Source organism: bacterium (assembly GCA_018814885.1).
GTDB lineage: Bacteria > Krumholzibacteriota > Krumholzibacteriia > LZORAL124-64-63 > LZORAL124-64-63 > JAHIYU01.
In genome coordinates this window covers 1-7,717 of the sequence record JAHIYU010000165.1, presented here as the reverse complement: position 1 = coordinate 7,717, position 7,717 = coordinate 1, and the positions used below count along the sequence as shown (strand labels likewise).

General features: G+C 69.5%; 7 protein-coding genes. 2 read left to right on the top strand and 5 right to left on the bottom strand.

Annotation, left to right across the window (positions count from 1 at the left end):
• Positions 1-498, top strand: a 498-nt coding sequence (locus tag KJ554_12575; protein MBU0743168.1) for a hypothetical protein, incomplete at its 5' end; no start/stop codon positions are given.
• A gap of 27 nt (positions 499-525) precedes the next feature.
• Here the strand turns inward: KJ554_12575 and KJ554_12570 are convergent.
• From KJ554_12570 to KJ554_12560, 3 genes are all read right to left on the bottom strand, one after another.
• Entirely contained in the window at positions 526-1,083 is a 558-nt protein-coding gene (locus tag KJ554_12570) for a manganese efflux pump MntP family protein (GenBank protein ID MBU0743167.1), read from the bottom strand.
• Positions 1,080-2,219 carry a saccharopine dehydrogenase NADP-binding domain-containing protein gene (locus KJ554_12565; protein MBU0743166.1) on the bottom strand — a complete coding sequence of 380 codons (1,140 nt, stop codon included), beginning with the start codon at positions 2,217-2,219 and terminating at the stop codon, positions 1,080-1,082. The genes KJ554_12570 and KJ554_12565 overlap by 4 nt, the downstream gene beginning before the upstream one ends.
• A 119-nt stretch (positions 2,220-2,338) precedes the next feature.
• Positions 2,339-5,065: an insulinase family protein gene (locus KJ554_12560; protein MBU0743165.1), complete on the bottom strand. Its 2,727-nt coding sequence runs from the start codon at positions 5,063-5,065 to the stop codon at positions 2,339-2,341.
• A gap of 150 nt (positions 5,066-5,215) precedes the next feature.
• On the opposite strand from KJ554_12560, the gene KJ554_12555 reads away from it, so the two are divergent.
• Complete coding sequence (locus tag KJ554_12555; GenBank protein ID MBU0743164.1) at positions 5,216-6,541, top strand: SpoIIE family protein phosphatase; 1,326 nt, start codon at positions 5,216-5,218, stop codon at positions 6,539-6,541.
• A gap of 30 nt (positions 6,542-6,571) precedes the next feature.
• Here the strand turns inward: KJ554_12555 and KJ554_12550 are convergent, their stop codons facing one another.
• Entirely contained in the window at positions 6,572-6,907 is a 336-nt protein-coding gene (locus KJ554_12550) for a hypothetical protein (GenBank protein ID MBU0743163.1), read from the bottom strand.
• A gap of 38 nt (positions 6,908-6,945) precedes the next feature.
• Positions 6,946-7,717 (bottom strand): tetratricopeptide repeat protein (locus KJ554_12545; GenBank protein ID MBU0743162.1); only part of this gene is annotated, 772 nt, incomplete at its 5' end.

The window sequence follows — 7,717 nt, the reverse complement described above, 5'->3', positions numbered from 1 at the left end:
CCCCTGCTCGCCCTGCTGGCCGTGGGACTGATCGGCGCCGCGTTCACCCTCGCGCCGACCGCCCGCCGCTATCACAACGACGTGCGCAACATCCAGGAGGTGCAGGTGGCCATGGGGCGCTGGCTCGACGCCCACACCCCCGCCGACGCCCGGGTGGCCGCCACAGACGCCGGCGCCGTACGCTACTTCGGACGGCGTCCCGTGGTCGACCTGATGGGCCTGAACACGCCGGAGCTCTACTGGGACCGCGACGCCTACGTGGCGGCGCATCCGGTGGACGCGCTGGCGATCATGCCCGCCTGGGTGCGGCCGTTGGATCCGTCCCGGCTGCACACCTACGCGACGCTGCGCACGCGCGACTACACGGTGACGTCATATCCGGCCATGGCGCGGCAGGTGGTGGCGGGCGTGCCCCCGGGCGGCGGCCCCGCGCGGATCGCGTTCCGCGGCCTGCGCCGTTTCCACCTGGACGTGCGGCCGTGGCGGACGGGCGATTGACCGGTAGCGTGATCGACGCCGAACGCATCAGCTCCCCAGGTGTTCCACCAGGATCTTCACCCCGATCCCCGCGAGGATCACCCCGCCTGTGAATTCCGCGCGCTTGCCGAAGCGGCGGCCCAGACGATCCCCGCCGCGGTGGCCGACGGCCGAGAACGCCGCCGCCACCAGGCCGATCACCACGCTCGGCTGCCAGATGCGCACCCCCAGTAGGGCCAGGCTGAAGCCCACGGCCAGGGCGTCGATGCTCGTCGCCACGCTCAGCAGGACCAGGGACCAGCCGCGCGAGGGGTCGGGCCGGTCGTTCTCGTCGGCGCGGAAGGCGGCGCGGATCATGCCGCCGCCGATCCAGGCCAGCAGGGCGAAGGCAATCCAGTGGTCGACCGACGCGACGCGACGCGCCACGGTCGAGCCGGCCAGCCAGCCGATCACCGGCATGATGAACTGGAACAGCCCGAAGTGGAAGGCGAGGCGGAAGGTGGCGCGCGCTCCCCGGGCGCGGCCGGCCGCGCCGGCCCCGACCGAGACGGCGAAGGCGTCCATGGCCAGGGCGACGGCCAGCGGCAGGATCTCCAGCATGCTCAAGGCGCACCGGCCTCGCGATACACGACACCGCGCTCCCCGAGGTCGCGCAGCAGACGATCGACGTGGCTCTTTTCGCGGCCGAGATACTCGGGCGGTGAGATGCCCGCGCGGGTATAGGTCCCGTCGGCGACCATCCGCACCGCCGCGGTGGCCGTGTAACCGGTGGTGCGGGCCATGCTCGGGACGCCAGCGTCGCGGTCCCAGTGGTCGATCAGGTCCCAGCGAACGGTGCGCGGCGCGCCGTCGGTCTCGCCGGCGACCTCGATGCGCATCACCGTGAGATCCCCCTCCCCCCCGGGCATTCGCCAGAGCGGGCCGAGCAGGGCCAGGGCCATGTCCCGCGGGCGCACGTCGCGGCCCTCGATCCGGACCGGATCCTCGTCGAACAGGCCCAGGTCGCGCAACAGGCCCATCTGGGCGGCGGTGCCGGTCAGGCGCAGGGTCTTCTCGCGGATGTCCGGGCAGGGGATGGTGCGCAGCAGGGTGCGCAGGCCGTCGGTGCTGAAGCACTCCAGGTCGCCGACGTCTTCGAAGTACACGGGTTCGACGTCCGACAGGGCTGGACGTACCACGACCACGCCGTTTTCCAGATGGCGGGCGGGGCGCACATATTCCTCGATCACGTCCGCGGGCGAGAAGACGCTGCGGTAGTACAGCGGCGGCCGCGGGTGCTCGGGCAGACCGCCCACCAGGACGGTCACCGCGTCGGCGCGGTCGAGACGACGCGTCACGGCGTCCATGATCAGGGCGCTGCCCATGCCCGGGAAGACGCCGCAGTCCACCAGCGCGGTCACGCCGCGCGCGCGTGCAAGCTCGTCCAGGTCGAAGGGATCCTCGGCGAAGAAGGAGATGGACACGACGTCCCGGCCGCTCTCGATCACGGTGCGCAGGGTGTGGAAACCGAGCCGGCCGGGCATGGCCTCCAGCACGAGGTCGGACGCGGCGGCCAGTTCGCCCACGGCGGCGGGATCGGACAAGTCGCGTAAGGCCGTGCGCAGCGGCGCCCGCGCCGCCAGCTGGGCCAGGGTCGCCTCGTCGCGGTCGGCGACGGTCACCTCGAAACCCTCGTCGGCCGCCAGGTCCAGCGCCATCGGCCCGCCGACCAGACCGGCCCCCAGCACGCAGATCTTCTTCATCACGCCTCCCCTCGGGCGCGGCCATCCTAGCAGGCCGCATCCGGGGCGGCAACGACGACGCCCCTTCCCTGCCGGGAAGGGGCGCTCCTGCATGCGATCCGTCGCCGGACTCGCTCCCTCTAGATGGCGTCCGAGTCCATCACCACGATCTCGCCCAGGTCCAGGCCGCGCAGGCCCGCCTCGATCTCGCTCCAGTCGCCGATGATCACGATCTGGTACGCGCCGGGGTCGATGTGCCTGCGCGCCATGTCCAGGACCTGCGCCTGGTCGGTCTCCGTGACGCGGCGCACGTAGGTCCGCCACTCGTTCAGGGGCTGGTCGTAGAGCACCAGGTCGCCCAGCTGCCCGGCGATGCCCCCGATGGTCTGGAACTGCTGGGGGAAGCTCTTGACCAGCTGGTTCTTGCCGTCGGCCAGCTCCTGGTCGCTGATCGGGCGCGGGCCGCGCACGTCGTCAAGCTCCTTCATGAACTCCATCACCGACTCGGCCGTGTACTCGGTATGCACCTGCGAGAACGCCAGGAAGATGCCGCTCTGCCCGAAGTTCAGGGTCATGGTGCGGGCCCCGTAGGTGTAGCCCTTGTCCTCGCGCAGGTTCATGTTCACCCGCGACATGAACTGTCCGCCCAGGGGCAGGTTCATGACCTGCATGGGCAGCACGTCGGGATCGTTCTGGGCCAGTCCCTCGTGGCCGATCACGATGACGCTCTGCTGCGCGCCTGGCTTGTCCACGACGCAGATCTTGCCGTCGCCCGACGGGCGGGCGACGGAAGCGGCGACAGGACGCACCGGACCGCGCTCCCATCGCGCGAAGGTTCTCTCCAGCTTGCCGACCGCCTCGCCCAGGGTCAGGTCGCCGGCCACGACCACCGCCGTGTTGTTGGGCCTGTAGAGCTCGCGGTGCTGGCGCACGAGGTCGTCGCGCGTCAGCTTCTGCACGGACTCGGCGCTGCCGGTCCCCGTGAAGGGCTGGGCGTAGGGATGCCCCTCGCCGAAGAGCCGCTTCTGGAAGAGCTTGTAGGCGGTCACCACCGGCTGCATCGATTCCTGCTGGATGCGGCCCAGGTACTCGGCGCGGATGCGCTCCAGCTCGGCCTCGGGGAAGGTCGGGTTGAGCACGACGTCGCTCATCAGGTCCAGGCCGTCGTCCAGGTGGGCCTTCAGCACGTTCAGGTTGACGTAGGAGCCGTCGAAGCCGCTGAAGGTGCCGAGCTGGGCGCCCAGCTCGCGGGCGCGATCGGAGATCTGCAGGGCGTCGCGGCTGCGCGTGCCCTCGTCGAGCATGTCGGCGGTCAGGGCGGTGGCGCCCGGCTTGTCGGCGGGGTCGGCGGCCCAGCCGCTCTTGACCACCAGGTTCACCTGCACCAGCGGCAGTTCGTGTTTCTCCACCAGGTACAGCTTCATGCCGTTGGACAGGTCGGCCGACTGGATGGCCGGCGGCGCGAAGGAGGGCTCCCGGCCCGCGCCCGGCATCCGCGTGCGGTCGACGACCGACTCCGACGCGGCGAGCTGCCCCAGCGGCACCACGTGCAGGACGGCCCGGCGCCCGAGGTCGAGATACGCATGCGCGAAATCCATGACGCTCCTGGCCGAGGCGTCCCGGTAGCGCTGCAGATCCCGCTTCATATAGCCGGGATCGCCGGTGCGGATGTTGTAGGCGTTGAGCTGGTCGGCCTTGCCGCCGAAGCCGCCGATGTTCTGCATGCGGCGCATGAAGCCCGCCTCGTAGGAGGTGCGGGCCCGCGCCAGCTCGTCCTTCCTGACGCCCTTGTCCAGCAGCGTGCGCAGCTCGGCGTCCACGGCCTTCTCCAGGTCGTCGATGGACACGCCCGGCTTGGCGGTGACCTGGATGGTGAAGATGCCGCTGATGCCGCGGGAGTCCTGGTAGGCGGCCACGTCCTGGGCTATCTGCTGTTCGTAGACCAGCGCCTTGTACAGGCGGGAGGTCTTGCCCGAGGCCAGCACAGAGGCCAGCAGGTCGGATTCGGCGTCGCCGGGCTGCAGGACGCCGGGCGTGTGCCAGGCCATGTAGAGACGGGGCAGCTCGACGTCGTCCTGCGCCACGGCGCGGTGCTCGCCGTCCAGCTTGGGAATCCACTTCTGGAACCGCTGCACGGGGCGTCCCGGGGGCAGGGTGCCGAAGTACTCGCCGATCAGCGCCCTGGCCGCGGCGGGTTCGAAATCGCCGGCCACGCAGAGCGAGGCGTTGTTGGGGGCGTAGTAGAGCCCGAAGAACTCCGAGACGTCCTCGATGGACGCGGCGCCCAGGTCGTCCATGCTGCCGATGACCGTGTGATGATAGGGATGATCGTCGGGAAAGAGCAGCTCCAGCATGAGCTGGCGGGACACGGCGTAGGGCTGGTTCTCGCCCTGGCGCTTCTCGTTCTGCACCACGTCCTTCTGGTTGTCGAGACGCTCCTGGGTCATGGCCGGGATGAGGAAGCCCATCCGGTCGGCCTCGAGCCACAGGGCCAGCTCGAGCTGATCGCTGGGCACGTTCTCCCAGTAGTTGGTGCGGTCCTCCGTGGTGGAGCCGTTGATCGTGCCGCCGATCTTCTGCAGCGGCGCGAAATAGTCCTCGTCGTGGTTCTCCGAGCCCTGGAACATCATGTGCTCGAAGAGGTGGGCGAAGCCGGTGCGGCCGGGCTTCTCGTTCTTGGAGCCCACGTGGTACCAGATGTTCACGGAGACCAGCGGTACGGAATGGTCCTCGTGCAGGATCACCTGCAATCCGTTGTCCAGGACGTACTTCTCGAACTCGAGATCGGGCAGGTCCTGGGCCGTGGCGGTCGCGGCGGGTATCGACAGCGCCAGCAGCACGCACAGTACGACGGTGAATCGGGGCACGGCGGTCCTCCTGTTCGGTGGAGATGTGGGGATCTGGATGAATACGGAACGCCGGACCTGGTGTTTCACGCCGCCCGCGGCCGGACGCCCTGGCTACGACTTCACCGATCTGCTATGCTGCGCGGGGAAAGGCCTGCAGAGGAGGGAACCTTGCCCCGTCACCCCACCAGACCGGACAGGACCGCGCAGTCCTACGACGACCTCCTGGCGCGCAACACGGCCCTGCAGCGCGCCGTCGAGGAGCTGTCGGTGCTGAACGAGCTCGCCGCCGAGATCGGCGCGTCCTTCGATGCGGAATACATCCTGGACCGGATCGTCGACCGCGCGCGCCGCACGACCGGCGCCGAGCAGGCGGTGATATCGCTGGTGGGCCACGACACGCCCGATCCCGCCAAGACCGTCTGCCGGGCCATGGGCAGCGCCGTCACGCGCGAGCGCTATCACCTCGACCTGCACCTGCAGGGCTGGATGCAGCACCATCGCAGGCCCCTGCTCGCCAACGACCCGCGCCACGACGAGCGCCTGCGCGCGGAGGACCTCCCCGAGACCGTGCACTCCCTGCTCTGCGTGCCGCTGCTGCTGAGGATGGAGGTGATCGGCGTCCTCTCGGTCTACAACAAGCGCGGCGCTGGCGGCGACGGGGGCGGCTTCGACGAGGAGGACCAGCGGCTGCTGAGCATCATCGCCATGCAGTCGGCCCAGGTGATCGAGAATGCGCGCCTCTACGAGGTCAGCCAGCGGCACGAGCGCATGCGCGAGGAGCTGCGCCTGGCGAAGGAGATCCAGCAGCGGCTGCTGCCGGATGCGCCGCCGGACGCGCCCGGTTACGACATGGCGGCCGTGAGCGTGCCGGCCCGCGACGTCGGCGGCGATTATTTCGATTTCGTGCCGCTGGACGACGGCACCCTGGCGGTGGCCCTGGGCGACGTGTCCGGCAAGGGACTGCCCGCCTCGTTGCTGATGGCCAACCTGCAGGCTGCGCTCCGCGGCCAGGTCCTCTTCGAGCGATCGCCCGCGGCCTGCGCCCGGCGCGTCAACCGCATGCTGCACTGCTGCACCGACCCGCACCTGTTCGCCACGCTTTTCCTGGGGATACTCGACTTGCGACACCACCGGATCACCACGTGCAATGCGGGCCACGAGAGACCCCTGCTGTGCCGCAACGGCGAGATCGTGGGCCGTCCGCGCGACGGCGGCGTGCCCCTGGGCATGCTGGAGGATTTCCCGTATCGGGAGCAGACGATCGAGCTCGAGTCCGGCGACACCCTGGTGATCTTCTCGGACGGCGTGACCGACGCGGAATCCGCGGACGGGGAACCCTTCACGGAAGACCGTTTCCTGGCGGTGGTGTCGGCCGCGGGCGGCGAACCGGCGCGCGTCGTCCTGGACCGCGTCGTGGAAGCCGTGCACGAGCACACGCGCGGGACGGATCCCTTCGACGACGTCACGCTCCTGGTCGTGCGGCGAACGCCATGAGTCCAGCCGGCCCGCGCGGGATCGGCCGTCCTACAGGCCGGGATCCTTGACGGTCATGCGCGGCGGCGACTCCCCCTCAGCGATCTCGTTGCGATCGGGAGCGTAGAGGGCGTAGGGAATCTCCATCACCGGCGCGTCCCTCAGCACAGTCAGCTCCAGATGCCAGCGCTCTCCCTCCTTCATCATGAACAGCATCCCCCCGAAGATCCTGTCGTCGGGGACGAAGAGCATGGGGGGCGCCTTGCCGTCGTACTCGAGGGACAGCGTGCCCCCACGATCGAGGGGAACATTGGGCGGATCGGCGCGCAACGTCCCGTGGACGTCCACGAACCTGACCATGGATGCCCTGGCGGCTGCTTCAGCCATCACGAACCTCCTGCTGGATACGGGCGCGCCCGGGCGGTTCAACCGCCCCGCCGCGCCACCATGTCCCGGTATCGGGGATGCGTCCGCAACTCCCTCAGTCCGGGGTACAACTCGATCTTGGCCAGGGACAGGTCGGCGGCGCAGGCCCGCTCCAGCCAGTCCAGGGCCTTCTCGCGGCGGCCCATCTGCTCGTAGGCGTCGGCGATGATGAACATCACCTCGGCAATGACGTCCTCCTTCTCCTCGAGCTGCGCCGACAGGGCGAGGGACTGCTCGCTCTGGCCGAGGTGCGCGTGATAGGACGCCAGGTCGGAAATCAGGTAGGTGTCGTCGAGGTTGTCCGCCTGTTGAGCCGTGGCCAGGCGAATGGCCTCGCCATAGGCAGTGCGCGACGAATCCCGCAGGCCGGGCGCCCAGTACAGCGACTCGCCCAGGTACCCCCAGACCGCGTACTGATCGCCGTCGATGGCCAGGGAGCGCCTGAACATGTTCACGGCGTCGGCGTAGCGATGCCGGTAGAAGTAGAGGCTGCCCAGGTTGGTGTAGGCGTCGTAGGTGGGTTCCAGCGCCAGGGACTTCTCGAACATGGCCTGCGCGCCGTCGTAATCCTCCAGCTCGAAGAGGACCGCACCGAGGTGATTGTAGCCCTCGTAGTGGCTGGGCGTGAGTGCCACCACGCGGCGGTAACAGTCGGCGGCCTCCTCATAGCGGGCCATGAAGTAGTAATAGGATCCCAGTCTCAGATGGGCGTGGGCTAGACCGGGCCGGGCCGCCACGGCGCCGCGGAAGGCGGCGCCGGCCGCCACCGTG